14 protein-coding genes, 1 tRNA gene and 2 pseudogenes are annotated in these 17403 nt (G+C 61.8%); 9 read left to right on the top strand and 8 right to left on the bottom strand.

Going from position 1 to position 17403, the window contains the following annotated elements; all coding sequences use genetic code 11:
- The first annotated feature begins 111 nt into the window (after positions 1–111).
- A complete protein-coding gene (locus IPP28_00480; protein ID MBL0039536.1) occupies positions 112–2742 on the top strand; it encodes an EAL domain-containing protein in 2631 nt (876 codons plus the stop codon).
- Between the two features lie 30 nt (positions 2743–2772).
- Positions 2773–5208: a response regulator gene (locus tag IPP28_00475; protein MBL0039535.1), complete on the top strand. Its 2436-nt coding sequence runs from the start codon at positions 2773–2775 to the stop codon at positions 5206–5208.
- 10 nt (positions 5209–5218) lie between these two features.
- Here IPP28_00475 and bfr read toward each other — a convergent pair whose 3' ends face one another.
- The 3 genes from bfr to IPP28_00460 all read right to left on the bottom strand — a co-directional run bounded on the left by bfr (position 5219) and on the right by IPP28_00460 (position 6534).
- Positions 5219–5689 carry a bacterioferritin gene (gene bfr / locus IPP28_00470; protein MBL0039534.1) on the bottom strand — a complete coding sequence of 157 codons (471 nt, stop codon included), beginning with the start codon at positions 5687–5689 and terminating at the stop codon, positions 5219–5221.
- A gap of 61 nt (positions 5690–5750) precedes the next feature.
- Entirely contained in the window at positions 5751–6044 is a 294-nt protein-coding gene (locus IPP28_00465) for a (2Fe-2S)-binding protein (protein ID MBL0039533.1), read from the bottom strand.
- The gene (locus IPP28_00460) at positions 6001–6534 is read right to left on the bottom strand and encodes an RNA pyrophosphohydrolase (GenBank protein ID MBL0039532.1); all 534 of its coding nucleotides are present in this window, start codon (positions 6532–6534) and stop codon (positions 6001–6003) included. Before IPP28_00460 ends, IPP28_00465 begins: the two co-directional genes overlap by 44 nt.
- Positions 6535–6756: 222 nt before the next feature.
- On the opposite strand from IPP28_00460, the gene IPP28_00455 reads away from it, so the two are divergent.
- A tRNA-Met gene (locus tag IPP28_00455) sits at positions 6757–6833 on the top strand.
- Between the two features lie 416 nt (positions 6834–7249).
- Here the strand turns inward: IPP28_00455 and IPP28_00450 are convergent.
- Positions 7250–9715 (bottom strand): annotated as a pseudogene (locus IPP28_00450) (AAA family ATPase).
- Positions 9716–10086: 371 nt separating this feature from the next.
- Between IPP28_00450 and IPP28_00445 the strand changes: the two are divergent.
- Positions 10087–11304 carry a hypothetical protein gene (locus tag IPP28_00445; protein ID MBL0039531.1) on the top strand — a complete coding sequence of 406 codons (1218 nt, stop codon included), beginning with the start codon at positions 10087–10089 and terminating at the stop codon, positions 11302–11304.
- A 2-nt stretch (positions 11305–11306) separates the two neighbouring features.
- Here IPP28_00445 and IPP28_00440 read toward each other — a convergent pair whose 3' ends face one another.
- Positions 11307–11729 (bottom strand): hypothetical protein, encoded by a 423-nt coding sequence (locus IPP28_00440; GenBank protein ID MBL0039530.1) that lies wholly within the window; start codon positions 11727–11729, stop codon positions 11307–11309.
- Positions 11730–11776: 47 nt separating this feature from the next.
- Entirely contained in the window at positions 11777–12010 is a 234-nt protein-coding gene (locus tag IPP28_00435) for a hypothetical protein (protein ID MBL0039529.1), read from the bottom strand.
- A 799-nt stretch (positions 12011–12809) separates the two neighbouring features.
- On the opposite strand from IPP28_00435, the gene IPP28_00430 reads away from it, so the two are divergent.
- From IPP28_00430 to IPP28_00420, 3 genes and pseudogenes are all read left to right on the top strand, one after another.
- A complete protein-coding gene (locus IPP28_00430; GenBank protein ID MBL0039528.1) occupies positions 12810–13046 on the top strand; it encodes a hypothetical protein in 237 nt (78 codons plus the stop codon).
- Positions 13039–14502, top strand: a pseudogene (locus IPP28_00425) (site-specific integrase). Before IPP28_00430 ends, IPP28_00425 begins: the two are co-directional and overlap by 8 nt.
- Positions 14483–14731 (top strand): hypothetical protein, encoded by a 249-nt coding sequence (locus IPP28_00420; protein MBL0039527.1) that lies wholly within the window; start codon positions 14483–14485, stop codon positions 14729–14731. Before IPP28_00425 ends, IPP28_00420 begins: the two are co-directional and overlap by 20 nt.
- 499 nt (positions 14732–15230) lie before the next feature.
- Here IPP28_00420 and IPP28_00415 read toward each other — a convergent pair whose 3' ends face one another.
- Positions 15231–15524 (bottom strand): helix-turn-helix transcriptional regulator, encoded by a 294-nt coding sequence (locus IPP28_00415; GenBank protein MBL0039526.1) that lies wholly within the window; start codon positions 15522–15524, stop codon positions 15231–15233.
- Between the two features lie 127 nt (positions 15525–15651).
- Positions 15652–15849 carry a hypothetical protein gene (locus IPP28_00410; GenBank protein MBL0039525.1) on the bottom strand — a complete coding sequence of 66 codons (198 nt, stop codon included), beginning with the start codon at positions 15847–15849 and terminating at the stop codon, positions 15652–15654.
- Between the two features lie 47 nt (positions 15850–15896).
- Between IPP28_00410 and IPP28_00405 the strand changes: the two genes are divergently transcribed.
- Together IPP28_00405 and IPP28_00400 are read left to right on the top strand one after the other, a co-directional pair.
- Positions 15897–16811: a hypothetical protein gene (locus IPP28_00405; protein MBL0039524.1), complete on the top strand. Its 915-nt coding sequence runs from the start codon at positions 15897–15899 to the stop codon at positions 16809–16811.
- A 160-nt stretch (positions 16812–16971) separates the two neighbouring features.
- A complete protein-coding gene (locus IPP28_00400; protein ID MBL0039523.1) occupies positions 16972–17319 on the top strand; it encodes a hypothetical protein in 348 nt (115 codons plus the stop codon).
- Positions 17320–17403 lie beyond the last annotated feature (84 nt).

The following is a 17403-nucleotide window of genomic DNA, read 5'->3' as shown; positions in this document are numbered from 1 at the left end:
CCGGGGTGCGGCTTGTCTGCCCCTGCTATATAGTCCGGCGACCCGCCGAGATCGCCTGCAATGCTCAGTCCGGACGAGTCCCAACAAAGCGCCGAACTCCGCCAAGTGTTCGTGAAGACGCTGCCGAAGCGTCTGGACACCGTGCACCGGCGCGCGCGTCGCCTGACGATGCAGGGCTGGGACGTCAATGTGCTCACCGTGTTCTTCCACGATGTGCAGGCACTGGCCGGTGCCTGTGGGCGCTACGGCGTGCTCGATGCCGGCGAAATTCTCTACGGCATCGAGACGTTTGTTGCGCCGCATCTTGAGCGCCTGACGCTTCCGGACGCGACCGAGCTTCCGCAGTTCCAGCGTGTCGTCGATGCGCTCGGCGCATTGATCGCGAAACACGTACCGGAAAAGGTCGCGGTGATGGCACCGGGAACGACCGGGCCCCTGGTGGCCGAGCGGGGCGGTATCCAGACCCTGGTGATTCCGCCGCGCGAGTACTGGCGCCGCTGGGGCGTCGGTGATGTCGACAGCGCCGTGGCCTCGGCCATCGCGGCACCAAAGGCATCGATGGAAGCGCACGCCGCGGCGCGTGCAACCGTCACTGCGATCGGGTCCGGACCTGCGGCTGCGATCGCGCCATCCAGCCCGGCGCCGGCGCCGGCGCGAACGCAGTCGAAGCCGATCCGGGCCAATGCCGAGAAGCGCATCTATCACCTCGGTGATGGCAGTGCGTTTGCGTCCGAGATCGACCAGAAGCTCGAGAACTCGCGCTATCCGTTCGATCTGATCGAGGATGCCGAAACGCTGCGCGAAATGCTGGGCGCGTTTGCGCCGGCGATGGTCATCGTCGATGCCGCGTTCCTGCCGCAGCTCGACGCGATCGGCGACAGCCTGCGCCTGGCGCGCGCCCGCACCAGCCAGAAAGTCGCACTGGTCGTGTTCGCCGACAACAACGACATCGCCACGCGCCTGAAGGCGATGCGTGCCGGTGCCGATGCCTTCATCACCCTGCCGGTGCCGGCCGGCGACGCGCTCACGCGCATCGAGGAACTGCTCGACGGCGAGAGCGGCGAGCCGTTCCGCGTGCTCATCATCGAGGACGATCGTTCGCAGGCACTGTTCGCCGAGTCGATCCTGCGCAAGGCCGGCATGGAGACGCGCGCGGTGATGGATCCGATCTCCGCGCTGGAAGAGCTGAACGCGTTTCGCCCGGAACTGATCCTGATGGACTTGTACATGCCCGATTGCGACGGCATGGAACTGACCACGCTGATCCGCGAGCGCGAGGCCTATACCAATGTCCCGATCGTGTTCCTGTCCGGCGAGCATGACGAGGAAAAGCGCTTCGACGCCTTGTCGGCCGGTGGCGACGACTATCTCGAGAAGCCGATTCGCCCGAAGCACCTGATTTCCGCCGTGACCAATCGCGTGCGCCGTGCGCGCGTCACCAGCAAGCGCGTGCAGGCGCACAACCCGCGTGATCCGGTGACCGGACTGTACGACCGCGCCCATGTCCTGGAACGTCTGGGCGAGTCGCTGGCGCACGACGAGGCGCACCGGATGGGCGGCGGCTTGCTGTTCCTGCTGGTCGACGGCGCGCAGAACATCCGTGAGCGCATCGGCTTGTCCGCCTTTGACCAGTTGATGGGACAGGCCGGCGCGCTGTTGACCGGGTTGGTGCAGTCGCGCGATGTCTGTGCGCGCTTTGGTGATACCAGTTTCATCGGACTGGTGCCCGAGCTCTCGGAGGCCGAACTGCTGGTGTTGGCGAACAACGTGCGCATGGCCTTCGACCAGCACGTGTTCGAGATCGGTGACCGCAGCATCACCCTGGCGATTGCGATCGGCGTCGCGACGTTTGCGCAGAACCTCGGCGAAGCGGCCGCGATGGTCAATGCGGCCGAGCGTGCCTGCGTGATTGCCCGCCAGGATCCGGACCAGCGCGTCGCGCTGTTCCAGACCCAGATCAGCCAGGCCGGCGATGCCGACGAAGACATGCTGGTCGGCGCGATCCGCGAGGCCATCCGCAACGAGAGCTTCCAGTTGCTGTTCCAGCCGATCGCGTCCTTGCGCGGCGGTCACGACGAACAGTTCCAGACCTTGTTGCGCCTGCGTGGCGATGGCGGACGTACCTACACGGCCGCGGTCGTCGTGCCCTTGGCCGAGCGCGCCGGGCTGATCCACGGCGTTGATCGCTGGGTACTGTCGCGCGCGCTGCTGGTCATTTCCGAGCGTGCTCGCGACGGTCACCCGGTGCGCCTGTTCGTGAGTCAGTCGATCGACAGCTTGAATGATCCGCAGCGACTGACCTGGCTCAAGCAGGGCATCGAGACGCGGCGCATCAGTCCGGAACATCTGGTCATCGAGTTCCGCACCGCCGATGCCTTGGCGCGCATCCGCCAGCTGGTGTCCTTCCAGGAAAACGCGAAGCGGCTGGGCATCCGCCTGTGCCTGTCGAGCTTCGACGCCACCATGGCCAATTTCCAGTTGCTGCAACATGTGCACGTCGATTACGTGAAGATGGCCGCCAAGTACACCGGTGCCGACGGGCAGAGCGCGAAGATGCGCGCCGAGTTGCGCCAGGCCATCACCCATCTGCGCGAACGCGGCATTCGCATCGTCGCGCCACAGGTCGAGGACGCCCAGGTCGCTGCGGGGCTGTGGAGTACCGGTGTGGACTACATCCAGGGGAACTTCGTGCAACAGGCGACCCAGGATCTCGAATTCGATTTCAATGCTTCGGCCTTGTGACCGGGCAACCCAGACGATGATGGAGCAGGCATGACGAGCACGGAACGCAACGCGACAGTACGGCCTGGTTTGGGCCTGGTCATTACCCTGCTCATGCTTGCCATGGCGGCGGTGCTGATCGCGACGGGGCTGGGCGACCGTGTCAAGCCGATGCTGCGCTATGCCGCGGCCGGAGCGTCCATGCTGTTCACGATCATCGCGATCATTGCGGCGCTGTCGGCGCGACGGCGCTGGACGCGATTGCTGGAGGCGGTCGAAGCGAAGCCGATGATCGCTGCACCGGTGGTCCAGCGTGCGGCACCCGTGGCGGCATCGGTGGCACCGACGAATCAACGCGAACTGGAAACCGAGATCGAACGCCTGCGCAATGTCGAGCGCGATCTCACTTCCGCGAAAGTCGATGCCGAAGCGGCGATGATGGCCAAGGGCGAGTTTCTCGCGACCATGAGCCACGAGATTCGCACGCCCCTGAACGGCATCATCCCGCTGCTCGATCTGGTGCTCAGCACCAAGCTCGCGCCGGACCAGAAGGAATACCTGACCACCGCGTATCAGTCTTCGAAGCAGTTGCTGTCGATCGTCGATGACATCCTCGATTTCTCGAAGCTCGAAGCGAACAAGCTCGAACTCGAGACCACCGGCATCAACCTCAAGGAAATCGTCGACGGCGTCAGCCGCCTGATGGCGCGCAACGCCGAGAGCAAGAGCTTGCAGTACTCGGCGACAATCGATCCGAACGTGCGGCTCGCGATGCGCGGCGACCCGACGCGGCTGCGCCAGGTGCTGACCAATCTGGTCAGCAACGCGATCAAGTTTACCGAGCGCGGTGCGGTCGCGATCCAGGTCAACAAGCGTTCGGAAACCCGGACCCATACCGAGCTGCTGTTCGCGATCCGCGACACCGGCGTCGGCATTTCCGCGGAAGGTCAGAAGAAGCTGTTCCAGGAGTTCTCGCAGGCCGACAACTCGACCACGCGGACCTTCGGCGGCACCGGCCTCGGCTTGTCGATCTGCAAGCGCATCGTCGACCTGATGGGCGGCCAGATCGGCGTGAAGTCGGAGGTCGGCAAGGGGTCCGTGTTCTGGTTCACCGTGCCCTTGCTGAAGGCGCTGGGCGACGTGCAGCCGGCGCGCAGCGAGATCGAGGGTTCGCGCGCCCTGATCGTCACCGGTGACCAGTCCTTCCTGAAACGGATCGGCACCACGCTGACGTCGTGGAAGATGCCCTTTACCCAGAACAATGCGGCGGCCGAAGTGGCCGCCAAGCTCAAGGCGTCGGCCGGCGGCAGCATGGCGGTCGATTTCCTGGTCCTCGATTTCGGATCGATGCGCGCGACCGCGCTCTCGATCCTGCGCGGCGTCAGTCGCGAGGTGGCACTCGAGCAACTGCACGTGATCGCGGTCGGCGGCGACGACCAGCTTCCCGAAGAGGTGCGCACCGCACCACGCTGCACCGTGCTGGAACGCGGCTTCAGTGACGGCGATCTGCGTGCGGCCATGAAGGCGATGCTGACCGGCACGCCGACCGCAACCAGCCAGAACGTCCAGGTCGAGATGCTGGAGGCTCCCGCCGGCGGCGCGGCGCCCGTCGCGGCCGTCCCTGCTGCGGCCAGTGCACCGGTCTATGCGGCCGCAGAACCGCGTGCCGGCGGACTGGGCGGTCACGTGCTGCTGGTCGAGGACAACCCGGTCAATCGTCAGGTGGCGCAGCGGCTCCTGACGCTGATCGGCCTCAGCCATGAGCACGCCGAGAATGGTCGATTGGCCGTCGAAAAGCTTGAGTCCGGCGCCAGGTTCGATGCGGTGCTGATGGACTGCCAGATGCCGATCATGGACGGCTATACCGCGACGCGCTACATCCGCAAGCTGCAGGGCGAGGACGCGCTGCCGAAGTTCCCGATCGTCGCAATGACCGCGAACGCGATGGTCGGCGATCGCGAAAAATGCATTGCTTCGGGAATGGACGACTACATGAGCAAGCCGCTGAATCGCGGCCTGCTGGAGCAGATGCTGCAGAAATGGCTGCCTCCCGGCGCGACCTCGCGCACGATGGCGCCGGCACCGGCGCCGATTGCGCGTCCGGTGATGCCGATCGCGCCGGCGCCGACGCACGCGGACGCCACGCCGATCAATGCGCAGATCGTCAACGACCTCATGGACATGATGGGCGCCGAGTTCGCCGATCTGGTGCGCGTCTATCTGGAGGATTCGCCGAAGGCCCTGGCGATCCTGGAGCGCGCGGCGACCAGCAATGACCTGGACGGGTTGATCGCGCCTGCGCATTCGCTGAAGTCGACCAGTGCCAATCTCGGTGCCCTGATGCTGGCCGACATGGCCAAGCGCATCGAGCACGGCGCGCGTTCCGGCACGATTGGCGAGCCAGTGTTGCTGGTTGCCCAGCTCACCCACGAGTTCCAGCGCGTGTCCTTGCACCTGCGCCAGCTGCTGTCGCAGATGGCGCCGTGACGCCCGGCGATCAGTCGCCGATCTTGGTCTGCAGGTAGGGCGCTTCGCCGAGGCGCTCGATCAGGCCCAGCTGGGTTTCGATCCAGTCGATATGTTCCTCTTCCGAGGTCAGGATCGCGGCGAACAGGTCGCGAGACACATAGTCGGCGATCTGTTCGCAATGCGCGATCGCGGCCTTGAGATCAGGCACGGCCTGCAGCTCCAGCTTGAGATCACACTGCAAGGCTTCGCGCGGGCTTTCGCCGATCATCAACTTGTCGAGGCGCTGCAGGTTCGGCAAGCCATCGAGGAACAGGATGCGCTCGATCAGCTTGTCGGCGTGCTTCATCTCGTCGATCGATTCATGATGCTCGTGCGCCGCGATCTCCTTGAAGCCCCAGTTGGCGAACATCTTCGCGTGCAGGAAATACTGGTTGATCGCGGTGAGTTCGTTCGTCAACGCCTTGTTGAGGAACTCGATGGTCTTGGGGTCGCCTTTCATGGCCCGCTCCGTTGGCTGGAGGGGCAGGATACGCCGTTGCCGTGGGGACGGCGAGGCTCGGTCAGGCCGCGAGCGGGAGTGCGCCTGCGTGCTGTTCGATGATGTCCAGCAGCAGCGGACGGCAGCTGCCGCAACAGGCTCCGGCACCGGTCTCCGCGGCGATGGCGTCCAAGTGATCGGCACCGCCGGCGATGGCGCGTTCGATCTGGCGATCGGTCACTGCACTGCAGACACACACGAACATGGCGAACCTCCGTGGCCGCCATTCAATCGCAAATACGAGTGATTCGCAATAGGTTCTGTGTCGACATTCAGCGTGCAGTGACCAGAGGTGGCGGTTCGACAGCCGGTGCATGCCCGGGATCGACGCCATGCTTGCGTGCCACGCCCGCCAGATGCGCCAAAGCGCGCTGGTACACGTCGCGTTTGAAGTCCACCACATTGCCGACCGGATACCAGAAATTCACCCAGGTGAACGAGTCGAACTCGGGTCGATCGGAATGGTCGAGACGCACCTCCGACTCGTCGCCGAGCATGCGCAGCAGGAACCAGACCTGCTTCTGGCCGATACAGGTGGGTCGTTCGCGCCGGCGCACGAAGCGCTTCGGCAACCGGTATCGCAACCATCCCGGCGTCGAACCCAGCACCTCGACGTGGTGCGGATGCAGCCCGGTTTCCTCGAACAACTCGCGATACATCGCTTCCAGCGGCGTTTCGTCGGAATTCATGCCGCCCTGCGGGAACTGCCAGCCGTCGCGACCGACCCGGCGCGCCCAGAACAGGCGCCCATCGTCGTGCATCAGCACAATGCCCACATTGGGTCGGTAGCCGTCAGGGTCGATCACGGCCCGCTCCAGAAAATTCACTGCGAGGATTCTTCCACAGCGCAGCAAGCGCCGACAAGGAAACACGGCTCGACGCTGCCCCGGCACGTCCAGTCATTGGCTCCGTCCTTGACAAGCACCCACCCGATGCCAACAATGCGCGCCCCCCGTGGCTATGTAGCTCAGCCGGTTAGAGCGTGGCACTCATAAGGCTGGGGTCAAAGCAGTAGAATTTGTCGAAATGGCTATGTAGCTCAGCCGGTTAGAGCGTGGCACTCATAATGCCGAGGTCGGTGGTTCGAGTCCACCCATAGCCACCAAATTATGCAAGCGAATCAGTTGCTTGCGACAATCACCCCGCCATCGATGCGGGCTTTTTTGTGCCCGGTAACCGGGCACAAAAGCGAACTTCGCGTCGCAAGCTTCGGCGCGTTCGAGGGGGGGAGAATTGTCGTCAAAAACCGTCCGTGCCCGGTTCGTGCCCAATCTGTGCCCAAGATTTTTCGGCCGTGTCCGCGTTTGCGACTCGAATGACCCTGGCACTTCGTGCCCAAAACTGTCGGCGCAAGCCGGCGGCATCGGGCCTGACTGAAATCGGACTCGACGTGTTTAGTTCGGGTGTCAGAATTTGACGAGCGGGATTCTGCGCTGCGACTTTCCTGTGCGCGTGTACCGACCGAGTGCTATCGACCCTCAGCGGACATCTAGCCACTGAATTGCCGAAATTTCGTGAAAATCACGAGCTACCTGCCTTGCGCTTCTTGCCTGTTTCGACGCTGCGCTTCTCCACATCCGAGCGCCAAGTTTCCAGCGTATTGATGTCGGCCAGCAACTCGTCGGGGTCGGGAATCGCAATGCCGCCCTCTATAGCTTTATCGTGGGCGTAGTTGGAGCACCTCGACATGCCGGCGCTAATCTTCGCGTAGTCCCCGTCGTCAACCACGACGCCGGCGAGCCGCTGGGTTTCCACGCCCTTTCGGAAACGGAATTACAACCTCACGCAGTAGAACCTCCTCGACGGCACGTTCCCAAGTCATGCGTAGCCGGACGTAGGCGTCTACAGTCTGCTTCCGATGCTCTTGCTCGTCGCCGTCCCTGTGCAGCTTGGCGATCAACTGCTGCTGAGCTTTCAGCGCGCCGATTCGCTTGCTAGCACTCTTGCCCTCAAATGGCAGTTCTGGATCTGCGAATCCGAATCCCTCGGCGCGGCGGACGAGGCTTTGCGTGGAAATCGTCGTGCCGGACAGCTTGGCTTCTTCCATCAGCAGGCACAGGAAGTAGATGTCATGGGTGAACACCACCGTCTGGCGAATGGATGCTTCTTTGGCAAGACGCTTAGCGACGCGCTCTCGCCGGCGATGGTCGAGCGAGGACACGGGGTCGTCGAACACAATTCCGCTGTTGCCCCCGCTCAGTCCCACTTCGGCAAGGAATGAGCCGATCGCCACGGCGCGTTGTTCGCCTTCGCTCAGAATGTCACCTGGATTACGGTTCTGCGGCAGCTCCAGCTTGAGCTTGTGCAATGCCTTGCCGCGGTCGGCGCGACTCTGCAGCGAAACCCTCAAGGCGCCGACGCCCAACGCTTTGAATTCGCGGTTCAGCGCATCAGCCAGCTCTTTCGAGACAACTTTCTCGGCCATCTCCGATGCCTTAAGCGAAATGGCATTGGTCTTCACTGCCGAGAGGCACTCGGAGAGCTTAGCCTGGTGGATGAGTTTGCCTACTGCTGCGACTACTGCGTCCCTGATCTGTCTCAGCTTGACTCGCGCATCGAGTTCCGCGAACTGCTTCTGAAGAGCTGCACGGGACTTCTCGTCGGACGCGTCCTCCAATGTCTGGGCCTCGGTGTTGAGCCTATCGGCGAGCGCCCGCAGTCGCGTCGCGGGGCTTGCCAAAGCTTCCGGGACATCACCCCACTCGTGGGAGATCACCGCTGACTTGATGGCTTCTCGACGTGCCGAGTAGCTGCGCCTCGAATGCCTTCGTGTCGGCCGCAAGTTGCGGATCCAGAGCGTTTATCTCGTCGTGGGTTGCGTCGTCGAAGTTCAGAGCCAAGCTGTGCGCCATGAATGGCCTATATTCCGCCGCCATAGGGCGGCACGGCGTGACTGCGCAGCTTTCTCCGACTCCTGCTGTATGAAAATCTCAAACCGCTGCAGACGGTCGGCCCCCTCGGCCAGCGGCTGCTGGCACAGAGGGCAGGGCACGTCTTCGCCCAGCGCAGGGAAAGTCTTGCCGGGATGGGATTCGATTGCGAACTTCCGAGCAGCGTCAAAGAGGTCTCGCCAAGCTTCGCCGCCGGTGCCAGGCAGCAAGCGCTCGCGCTCTTTGAAGTCGGTGGCAGCAAGAGCTGCAGCCGCCTGCGCTGCACGAAAGCTGTCGGCGAGTCCACGCAGTTTGGTAACGACGGCGCTATCCAGGACCGCGCCCTTGGTGACGGCGTTCGTAGAAAGGAAAGTGCCCTGATCAATTTGCCGACTGCCGTGTCTCCCTGCAGAAGCGCGAACGCCGAGAGGTCAACGGCAGACTGCGCGATTTCTGCGTCAAGAGATGTCTTCAGCTGCTTGCAGACCTTTGCGAGTGCCTCGAAGACGTCGAGACCTTGGGGGACATAGGAGAAATCATCTTCGCTGTCGAGATACGCGCGAGCGCAGCGCGCGTCAAAGATCGAAAACGAAGACAACTCGGGAGGTGCTGCCTTGCCCTGTGTCCACAGCACGTCCTTGGCGACGCCATCCACCGCGATTTCGAAAATAGCTTTCGCAATCCCGGTCATGTTGGCCGGCAAATTGGCGTTCGGATGGATCGCCTCGGCTTGATCGCGGGCGCGGCAGGCAAGTTTTAGGACGCGTGAATATCCCGATTTTCCTGAACCGTTGTCACCATAAATGATGGTCATGCCAGTGGCGCTGATTGGCAGTCGCTGGTTCTCCGCAATCGCGTTGACGTGGCGCATGTCCTTCATCGCCAGCAACACGATATGCGTGGACTTACTGACCGGCGCCGGAATTTGCTCGGCAGTAAGAGGCTTGGGGATCCGTCCCTTCGCATCGGGGATGCCATGCGTAAGTTTCAAGAGCGCGAACAAGTCGTCATGGTCGTCTTTGGTTGGGGATCCCTTCGTGAGTAGGCGCGCAACGGCATCGCTTTGCCACGCGGGTAGCGTCTGTGTCCAAGCAAGTACTTCTTGCAGAATCGACATACTCCCCTCACCGCTCACCGATTTGGTTCTTCAATAGAGTGCGAATTTCCTATCGCATCAAGCCTAGCGGCGGCACCTACAAAATGCTTACTTCGCTTGTTCAATTCGGAAGTAGCGCCGAGCGAGCTGTACGCAGGTTGGTCGAATTTGATACCCCGGTCAGCTCCGGGATCAGAGTGAACCTTCAAAGGTCTTCACTTGGTCACATGCATTCGGCCACCACAATCGAAGCTGTTGAGCGACAATCGGCGCCAGCGATCAACTCGAGTTGCTTCTGCCGTCCAGCCACGTGGTGCGCTGCGCAGCAGAAGCCAGACCGGCGGAATGCTCCGCGTCCTCGACAGATCACAACGCACCCAAGAAACTACCGCATGACCAAGTCCACACATACATGGCAGTTCGCTTCGCGTTTCCGTCGCAACGCCTCCGGTTGGCGATCCGATTTGCCGATCAAGCGGATCAAGGAGGCGGTCGCCGAGATCCGCAAGGTTGCGCGTACCGAACCGATCGTCGCCGCTGAAGGCGCCGTGAAATTTTTGGAGAAGATCTCGGCGTCGCTCGGTCAGGTAGATAGTTCGTCGGGCGCGATGACCACGGCGGTGAACCGCGCGATCGAAACTCTGGTGCCGGTGATTGCGAAAGCGGAGGTTGACCTTCGCACGCGTCGGAAGTGGTTGGAGCGGCTTTGGATCGCGATCGACGAAGACGAGATTTCGTACAGCGAGTACATCGGTGACTTCTGGGGCGATCTCTGTGCGTCCGCCGAAATCGCGAATGAATGGGCGGACCGCTTCCTGCATATCGTGCATATGGCGTGGAACGACCGTTCCGGTTTCGGATACTTCAAGGGCACGATCATCGTTCTGGCCTCATTGTTCGCGGCCGGCCGCCACGAAGAATTGCTGACGTTGGTGGCCACGGCACGCGCGCCGCTCTGGAACTACCGGAATGGGCGGTCGAAGGCGTTGGTCGCGCAGGGCAAGATGGAAGAAGCGTTGCGTTACGCGCAAGATTCCGAAGGCCGGAACATGCCGTCGTCACGGATCGCGGCGACATGCGAATCGATCCTGTTGTCGATGGGTCGGATCGACGATGCTTACGAACAATATGCGCTGGCAGCCAACATCGGCCAAACCAACCTCGCGACCTTTCGCGCGATAGCGAAGCGCTATCCACACAAGAGCGATAGCGACATTCTGCGCGACCTGGTGGTGCGACATCCCGGTAGCGAGGGCAAATGGTTCGCTGCGGCCAAGGACGCCGAGCTGTTCGACATGGCGGTCGAACTCGCCGCACGCAGCCCAACCGACCCGCTCACCCTGACCCGCGCCGCGCGCGATTTCGCAACGTCACGACCGACGTTCGCCCAGAACTGCGCACTGATCGCCCTGCACTGGATCGCCCGCGGGCATGGCTACGAGATCACCGGTGCGGACGTGCGCGCCGCCTACGACGCAGCGGGCAAGGCCGCAGAGGCAGGCGGAGCGGATCAGGCTGTTATTGCCGCAAAGGTCACCGAGTTGATGCACAGCACCGCGAGCAATGCGGCCTTCTTGCGATCAGCGCTTTCTACGACGACATTGAGGTAGGACTAAGCGGGCTGCTGCGCGCGCTTCCGCGCTCGACGCTTCTCCACGGGGTACTGTCGAACGCGAGAGTCGTGAGCAAGGCAAAGTTCCTGCTGCTTCGCGACACGCGCGGCCAGCTTCTTGTCGGTAATGCGACATAGCAACTTCAGAGCAGACTCGAACTGGGAATGCTCGCGGAGCGCCTCGCACTTCAGCAAAGCCTGCATCGAGTCCTTCTCGTCAAGGATGTCGATGAGAGCGCGCAGATTCGCACAGCAATCATCGAGCATGAAAGGGGCTTCGGCGATTTCGTCCGGGTCCGAATGGCGATAGGCGTCGTTACGGCGCTGCAAGGCTTCGCGGCGGAGCCTCATTTCGTCATCGACGTTTTCGCGCAGGCCCGATGCGAAGCGCTTCGTAAACTTCAGACTCGGCCAGGTCGTCAATCCAGTTTACGCCCGCGAGTTCGGTCGCATACTCGGCATCCGACAGCTCACAGCGTCGCAAGGCAAATGCTGCATCGCCGTCGTCGCACCAATAGAAGTGGTGGCAGGAGGCGCAGCGGGCGATGAGCGGGTGTCAATGAACGACGGCCGATGACCAAACCATCTGTGTAGCTGCGGACGCCGAGCGCCTCGCTTGGGAGCGTGCGCTTCACGGCAGCCAATGCGAAGCAATGCGGACAACAGAACACCGAGTCGAACTGCTTGTCGCGGCGCACGCTCATGACTGCTTCCCCGAAGTCGGGTCGACCATAAGTTCGAGCTCTGGGTCGAACCTCTTCCAAGGGTTGGATTCGCACTTGCTCTGCCGCATCCGGCAATTCTTCGATCATTCGCGTTCATGGTCTGTCGCCTTGTTTCCCAGTTGATATGACTCTGGATCGTCATCGGCATCGCCGAAGACGCAGAGCTGTCGTGGGCGTGGTTATCCACCAAGCCCACGGGAAACATTTTGTCGATTGACCTGGGCAATAGGCGCCGGATGAATCCCGAATGCTTGGGTTCATAACGGACCTCTGGACGGGGCGGATCTGGTCGCCGCGATCATTGCGACGCAATCGCGAAGGGGAAGTATGGAGAGGGCAGTTGAACGGACATCCGATCTCGAATGTCGGCAACGACTACCAACATTGCGTCTTTCAGATCATTCGTCGCGCTGAGCAGCTGAATTACTCGGCGACATGCTCACATAGTCCCCAACTCGACACTCAAAATAGCGGCACAGCCGTTCAAGAGGCATCCCGTCTGCACGTTTGCACCGTGCTTGTTCATCAATTTGACAGCGTCATCCGATTGATGCCCATCGCCTCGAAATCTCTATGGCGGTAATCCGACGCCGCTCCTGAACTCCTTGTCGGCGATTCGTTCCGAGACTTTGAACCGGAGCATTTTGCAGTCCTGATCGTCAAAAGATCAAAATAGTTATCAAATGATGTTGACAACCATCAGAAGCGTGCTACAACTATCGTCAAATGATCACGCAAATGATCATTCGACAATCATAGCAAGCAATGGAGCACGCAAATGAGCGAAACGTACCTGACCACTGACCAGTTGGCCGAGCGCATCCACTACGACGCTCGCACCATCCGGACGCGCCTCAAGGATGTGGTGCTGCTGGAAGGCGTGCACTACATCCGCCCGTTTGGCGGGCGCAAGTTGCTGTTCATCTGGGAAACCATCCAGCGCGACATCTCCCAAGCCTCGGCCCGGCACGCGCCCGCGATCCCGATGGCGAACGGGAGCGTCGCGCATGGCTAAGGTGCGGGCGCGGCCGGACAACGGCAATCTGTTTCTGGACTTCTATTTTCGTGGGAAGCGATGCCGCGAGCTGACGGCGCTCGCCGACACCCCGGAGAATCGCAAGAAGGTCCAGACACAGCTCAATCGCGTCGAGAAGGAAATCTCACGCGGGTCCTTTGACTACGCGGCGACCTTTCCGGGTAGTCCGCGCGCAATCGCTTTCGCGCGTGATGATGAGCTTGCCCGGAACGCGGTGGCGACGGCGATTACTGCGGCGCTGCCTGCATCTGCGACGCCGCCACTCCGAATTCAGTGACGTCTGGTTCGCCGAAATGACGCCACAGTGGCGGCGGTCGCATCGTGCCTGCGTACGCGACGTGCTCGACAAGCACATCCTGCCGCTGTTCGGCTCACGCCCGGTCGCGTCGATTCAAAAGTCGGATGTGCTAGCGTTCCGCGCGCATCTGGCGAAGCTGCCGGGCCGCAAGTCTGAAACGCTGACGCCGGGGCGCATCAACAAGATCATGTGCTTCCTGCGTCAGATCCTCAACGAGGCCGCCGACCGGTTCGAATTTACGCCGGCGTTCCGCAAGGTCAAGCCGCTGAAGATGAAGAAGAGCGACGTGCATCCGTTTTCGATGGATGAAGTGCAGCGCATTCTGGACACGATTCGCGCCGACTACCGCAACTACATGACCACGCGATTCTTCACCGGGATGCGCACCGGAGAGATCAACGGTCTGAAGTGGAAGTACATCGACTTCGAGCGCAACCTGATCCTCGTTCGGGAAACCCTCGTCGAGGGCGAGGCCGAGGAAGGCACCAAGACCGAGTCTTCGCAGCGCTGACTTCCGATGCTGCCCATGGTCCGTGCTGCGATAGACGCGCAGTTCAGGACCGAGATCCTGAATGCCCATGGGTGTTTCGACCGGAACTGGCGGCCCGATCGACGGGCGCAACTTCACGAATCGCATCTGGTATCCGCTGTTGCGCTTTCTGGAGCTGGAGAAGCGCCGCCGTACCAGACCCGCCATACGGCGGCGACGCTGATGCTGGCCTCTGGCGAGAGTCGGAATGGATCGCGATGGTGCTGGGACACGCCAACACGTCAATGCTGTTCCGCGTCTACTCACGCTTCGTACCCAACCTGACGCGTCAGGACGGACAGGCCTTCGTCGGGCTGGTCAATCGTGCGAGCACGCCACCCGCGCAGCCGACAAAGGCCGACGAGGCGCTGATCAAGCTCAAGTCCCTCGCCAAACGAGCTGAAGAAACTGCTCGCCATGGCCGACTCCCGATAATCCTGCAAGGAGCGCATCGATGTCCGCGAATCCCCTCCTGCGTCGATCTACCAGTTTCCAGCCGTCATCAAGCCGCTGTCCTCCGTCGACAGCCAGGGCGGCTGGCGCATCCGCATCTATTCAGCGAATGGCGAATTCGATGCACTCAGCTGGATGCCGACCCATACCTATGACGCCCTCTACGGGCGCGTGCTGACGGGACTCGTGACCCTGGGTTCACTGGACCCCGAAGGCGATCGTTGTCTCTATGCAGCACTCGGGTTCAAGTACGAGGACCACATGTCGCTCGACGCCATCGTGTCGCCCGAGACTTGTCCGATCTACGGCGTCGCTGAACAGATTCTGGGTCTGATCGCGCAGATCGGCTCGTCCGCGCTCAGGCGCTTGTCGAGCATGCGCTGACACTCGACGGCGCATTCCCCCACTTCTGGACTTGCCCCGCATCATTGCGGGATCACCACGCGCAGGCCGGTGGCCTCGCACTGCACACACTGGAGGTCGCGACGATGGTGGCCTCGGCCGCGAACCTGTCCACGGAGATGCGCGACATTGGCGTGGCGATGGCGTTGCTCCACGATCTCGGCAAGGTTTGGGCCTATGAGGACGGTTCCGAGACCCGCGAGGCGCAGGCGCTTGGGCACGAACGCATCGCCTACAACCGGCTGGCCTCGGCCTTCGCTGATCTCATGCAGGCAGATGAGTCTGTCGGTCTGACGATGCAGGCGCTGCTTGGCGGTGAGTGGCGCAACGGTGCTCGGAAGAAGCGGCTCGCGATCGGTAGCGTGGTCAACGCGTTTGATCAGATGAGTTGTGGAGAATGCGCGGAGCCCGACGTGCATCGCGGGGCGCGGATGCGCAATGACCACGTGCAAATGGCGTTCGGATTCTCCGCAATCGCCCGTCAGGGGTGCCGAGTAGGTGGCCGACGCATGCTCTTCGCGGGTTTGTCCGCGGCCTCGATGCGTTGCTCGAAGTCGCGAACCAACTTGGGCAGCGTCGATCCGATGGCGGCGCACCAATCCCGCAATTGCACCAGATCGAGCCGGCGCTGTCCGCGCTCGACATCGCTGACGAAGGACTGCGCGCGCCCGAGTTGTTCCGACAACTGCGCTTGGGTCAGGTCGGCCGCCACCCGGGAATCCCGCAGCAGTTCGATCAGCAATTGGGTTTCGGGTCGATGAAGCGTCTTTGACATGGCCGCCGGTCTCGAATGGCGGCCACAACCTAGATATGATTTTGGGATATCTAAAAACCAGATTGCTCGGAGACGCCGAAAATCGCACCGCTGCGATCCGGGCGTGCGGGCACAACCAACGGAACCACTACCTGGGAATGTCGATGAAGAAAATACTGTTCGCCGCGCTGCTTGGCGTATCTGCCGTATCCGCCCAGGATCTCGCGATCGATCCGCCGCTGACCAAGGACGAGAAGCGCGCGCTGAAAGACATGCGCGAGCAATGGGAAGACGCCCACATGCCGGCGATGACCACCGAGCAGGAGATCGCCATGATCAAGAACATGGGCGATACCCAGATTCGCATGATGGGCGAGGCGATGGGGATGCGCCGTGCTCTGGGATCCGGCGCAATGCAAGGACCGATCGCGCAGCCTCCGGCACAGGCGCAGGATTCAACGCTTTTCGCAGCTCGCAGCCGAGCCCACGGCGTCGACCCGTTTCACCCGCTTCGAGCGCAAGGGCGATGGCTTCCTCGCGAACGGGCAGGTCTTCATCGACATCGACGGCAAGGTGAACCAGTTTGGTGCCGATCCGATGACGGGACGTGTGACCTACTTCGTCGATATCGGCAATGGCGATCTGCTGGTCAAGCACCACAACATCAATAGCGACCTCGAGCCGATCCTAATTGGCCGGATTGCCCTGCGCGGTGATCGAGCCGACTTTCGTGCGGTGAGTGGCGAGACCGCAGGCGGTGAGTCTGTGGTGCCTGTCAGCGACGGGTTGATCGTGACCCGCAAGGAGAGCATCGCGCGCTATTCGATCGGCAAAGGCGCCAAAGCATTCGCGATCCCCGACGGTTTCAATGTCGCCCCGCTCCAGAACGGCGATGTATCCGGAACCGGATTCGTTTTGATCGAGCGGATTCCGCAAGAAGAAGTTTCGTTCAAGGAGATCGGCAAGTCCGTGGGCCATCTCTTCGGCAAGCGCGACGACACTCAGGACTATGCGCTGTTGCATATCGAGACCGGCAAGACTGTCGGGCTGTTTCTGTCCGATGACGGCAAGTCGGTCGGGCAGGGCACCGGTTGCGTGCGGCAGAACGATTTCGTGAACAAGTGCAGTGGCTGGCGATCTTGGGATTCGATCTGGGAAACCGATGGTCGGCCGAATTACTCCCACTACTTCTGGGCGCTGACGTGGGTTCAGACCAAGTTCGGCCCGATCGCCATCGCCAAAGAAGACGGCGCGCGCGAGGTCAATGTGATCGCGCTGGACTCCGGGGCGAGGTTCAACGCCTTCTAGCGCAAGCTCGGCATTCTCTGGTTCGCGGTCGAGCCCAAGGAAGATGGCGGCCTCAGCATGGAAGCCCAACTCGCATTCAAGCGCCACAAGATCGACGACGTTGGACAAGTGCTCAATGGTTCGCTGGCCGCGGCCAGCGAAGCGAAGGACAACTGACGCCATGAGCCGAATCATCAACGTCATCGTGACCGCGGCTGTCCTCTCGAACCTCGTTGGCTGCAACAACCCAGCCTCGGTGAGTCCGATTTCACAGGACGATCCATCGACGCTCAATCAAGGCGAGTATTGCGAGACTCAGGAGATGGCAGCGCCCGCACACTGCAAGCCCGGCCAGCGCATCGTCTTCCTGCCCAGCCGCTTCGGCAACGAGCAACTGCCAGTGATATTCGCCGCTGCAAATTGCGATTTGCGATACAGCGTTGTGGTGACCAATGGCGGCGTGACCTGCGTGTTCCTGCGGGTAGAGGCTGCCGAGGTGCCGCAGACGGAGGCTGCGGCAGCGGGATGAACGCAACGAAAAGGCTTTGGTGCCTGAACTCTTGCATTGGATTGAAAGCGACCTCCGTGCGAACTCTGAAGCAACTGAGCGCCG

The organism is Lysobacterales bacterium (genome assembly GCA_016721845.1).
In the GTDB taxonomy this organism is placed as follows: Bacteria; Pseudomonadota; Gammaproteobacteria; order Xanthomonadales; family Ahniellaceae; genus JADKHK01.
The sequence above is the reverse complement of the archived record's forward strand: the minus strand, read 5'-3'. Positions and strand labels throughout refer to the sequence as shown.